This is a genomic window from Actinokineospora spheciospongiae, from assembly GCF_003182415.1.
Lineage (GTDB): Bacteria > Actinomycetota > Actinomycetes > Mycobacteriales > Pseudonocardiaceae > Actinokineospora > Actinokineospora spheciospongiae.
The window spans coordinates 1990-5370 of the sequence record NZ_QHCP01000026.1 but is presented as its reverse complement, the minus strand read 5'-3'; the positions used below and the strand labels follow the sequence as shown (position 1 = coordinate 5370).

The following is a 3381-nucleotide window of genomic DNA, read 5'->3' as shown; positions in this document are numbered from 1 at the left end:
TAGTCCGGCGGCGTCCTACTCTCCCACACCCTCACGAGTGCAGTACCATCGGCGCTGGCAGGCTTAGCTTCCGGGTTCGGGATGGGACCGGGCGTTTCCCTGCCGCTATGACCGCCGTAACACTATGAAACTCTCAACCTCAACCCCATGTTCCACAGCCTGGTGCCCGTGGGTGGGGGTGGTTGGTGTCTCAGACACCGCACAGTGGATGCGTAGCATTTTTGTAACAAGCCCTCGGCCTATTAGTACCAGTCAACTCCACCCGTTACCGGGCTTCCATCTCTGGCCTATCAACCCAGTGGTCTAGCTGGGGGCCTTAACCACTCAAAGGTGGTGGGAGACCTCATCTTGGAACAGGCTTCCCGCTTAGATGCCTTCAGCGGTTATCCCTTCCGAACGTAGCCAACCAGCCATGCCCCTGGCGGGACAACTGGCACACCAGAGGTTCGTCCGTCCCGGTCCTCTCGTACTAGGGACAGCCTTCCTCAAGTCTCCAACGCGCGCGGCGGATAGGGACCGAACTGTCTCACGACGTTCTAAACCCAGCTCGCGTACCGCTTTAATGGGCGAACAGCCCAACCCTTGGGACCTACTCCAGCCCCAGGATGCGACGAGCCGACATCGAGGTGCCAAACCATGCCGTCGATATGGACTCTTGGGCAAGATCAGCCTGTTATCCCCGGGGTACCTTTTATCCGTTGAGCGACGCCGCTTCCACCAGCCAGCGCCGGATCACTAGTCCCGACTTTCGTCCCTGCTCGACATGTCTGTCTCACAGTCAAGCTCCCTTGTGCACTTGCACTCGACACCTGATTGCCAACCAGGCTGAGGGAACCTTTGGGCGCCTCCGTTACCCTTTGGGAGGCAACCGCCCCAGTTAAACTACCCACCAGGCACTGTCCCTGAACCGGATCACGGTCCGAAGTTAGACACTCGGTACGATCAGAGTGGTATTTCAACAATGACTCCACCCACACTGGCGTGTGAACTTCACAGTCTCCCACCTATCCTACACAAACCGAACCAAGCACCAATACCAAGCTATAGTAAAGGTCCCGGGGTCTTTCCGTCCTGCCGCGCGTAACGAGCATCTTTACTCGTAGTGCAATTTCACCGGGCCTATGGTTGAGACAGTCGAGAAGTCGTTACGCCATTCGTGCAGGTCGGAACTTACCCGACAAGGAATTTCGCTACCTTAGGATGGTTATAGTTACCACCGCCGTTTACTGGCGCTTAAATTCTCAGCTTCGCCCTTGCGGGCTAACCGGTCCTCTTAACGTTCCAGCACCGGGCAGGCGTCAGTCCGTATACATCGTCTTGCGACTTCGCACGGACCTGTGTTTTTAGTAAACAGTCGCTTCTCGCTGGTCTCTGCGGCCGCCTGACCCTAGCCCGCGAAGGGCTTCAAATCCTGCGGCCCCCCTTCTCCCGAAGTTACGGGGGCATTTTGCCGAGTTCCTTAACCATAGTTCACCCGAGCGCCTCGGTATTCTCTACCTGACCACCTGTGTCGGTTTGGGGTACGGGCCGCGTGGAAACTCACTAGAGGCTTTTCTCGGCAGCATGGGATCACTCTACTTCGCCTCATTCGGCTATGCATCACGTCTCAGAATACGTGTGACACGGATTTGCCTATGTCACTTCCTACACGCTTACACCAGTCACCAACTGCTGGCGGAGCTACCCTCCTGCGTCACCCCATCGTTTGGCTACTACCGGTTCAGGTCCCGCGCTCCACCCTCGTCCCCGAAGGACGGGGCTTTGGGCGGTTAGTGTCACCGGGCTCACCAGGGACGCGTCCACACGGGTACGGGAATATCAACCCGTTGTCCATCGACTACGCCTGTCGGCCTCGCCTTAGGTCCCGACTTACCCTGGGCGGATTAGCCTGGCCCAGGAACCCTTGGTCATCCGGCGGACGAGTTTCTCACTCGTCTTTCGCTACTCATGCCTGCATTCTCACTCGCGCACCCTCCACGACTGGATCACTCCGCCGCTTCGATGGATGCACGACGCTCCCCTACCCACCCACACCACTGCCCAACCCCCCGAAGGGAGAAGGGGATGTTTTGTGTGAGTGACACAGCTTCGGCGGTGCGCTTGAGCCCCGCTACATTGTCGGCGCAGGACCACTTGACCAGTGAGCTATTACGCACTCTTTCAAGGGTGGCTGCTTCTAAGCCAACCTCCTGGTTGTCTGGGCGACCCCACATCCTTTCCCACTTAGCGCACACTTGGGGGCCTTAGCTGGTGTTCTGGGCTGTTTCCCTCTCGACTACGAACCTTATCGCCCGCAGTCTCACTGCCGCACTCTCACACACCGGTATTCGGAGTTTGGTTGATTTCGGTAAGCTTGTGGGCCCCCTAGACCATCCAGTGCTCTACCCCCGGTGAGAAACATGCGACGCTGCACCTAAATGCATTTCGGGGAGAACCAGCTATCACGGAGTTTGATTGGCCTTTCACCCCTACCCACAGCTCATCCCCTCAGTTTTCAACCTAAGTGGGTTCGGGCCTCCACGACGTCTTACCGTCGCTTCACCCTGGCCATGGGTAGATCACTCCGCTTCGGGTCTAGACCACGCGACTATGGGCGCCCTATTCAGACTCGCTTTCGCTACGGCTACCCCACACGGGTTAACCTCGCCACGCAGCACTAACTCGCAGGCTCATTCTTCAAAAGGCACGCCATCACCCCGCAAGGCTCTGACGGCTTGTAGGCACACGGTTTCAGGTACTCTTTCACTCCCCTCCCGGGGTACTTTTCATCTTTCCCTCACGGTACTAGTCCGCTATCGGTCATCAGGAAGTATTTAGGCTTAGCGGGTGGTCCCGCCAGATTCACAGCGAATTTCACGAGTACGCTGCTACTTGGGAACACTCCCAGGAGACACCGGGTTTTCACGTACGGGACTCTCACCCTCTACGGTCACGCTTTCCAGACGTGTTCCACTAACCACAGTGTTTTCTCACTCCTTGCCAGTCCGGCAGAACCGGCCGAAAGGTCCCACGACCCCGAACACGCAACCCCTGCCGGGTATCACACGTATCCGGTTTAGCCTCATCCGCTTTCGCTCGCCACTACTCACGGAATCACGGTTGTTTTCTCTTCCTACGGGTACTGAGATGTTTCACTTCCCCGCGTTCCCTCCACACACCCTATATATTCAGGTGCAGGTGACACCACATGACTGATGCCGGGTTTCCCCATTCGGACATCCTCGGATCACAGCTCGGTTGACAGCTCCCCGAGGCTTATCGCAGCCTCCTACGTCCTTCATCGGCTCCTGATGCCTAGACATCCACCGTATGCCCTTAACAACTTGTTACAAAGATGCTCGCATCCACTGTGCAGTTCTCAAACACCAACCAGAAAACCCG

Annotated in this window: 2 rRNA genes; both read right to left on the bottom strand. The window is 57.3% G+C overall.

The annotated features are described in order from the left end of the window. Positions 1-2: 2 nt before the first annotated feature. Positions 3-119, bottom strand: a 5S ribosomal RNA gene (rrf, locus tag DFQ13_RS32835). Positions 120-222: 103 nt separating this feature from the next. Next, positions 223-3329 (bottom strand): 23S ribosomal RNA (locus DFQ13_RS32830). Positions 3330-3381 lie beyond the last annotated feature (52 nt).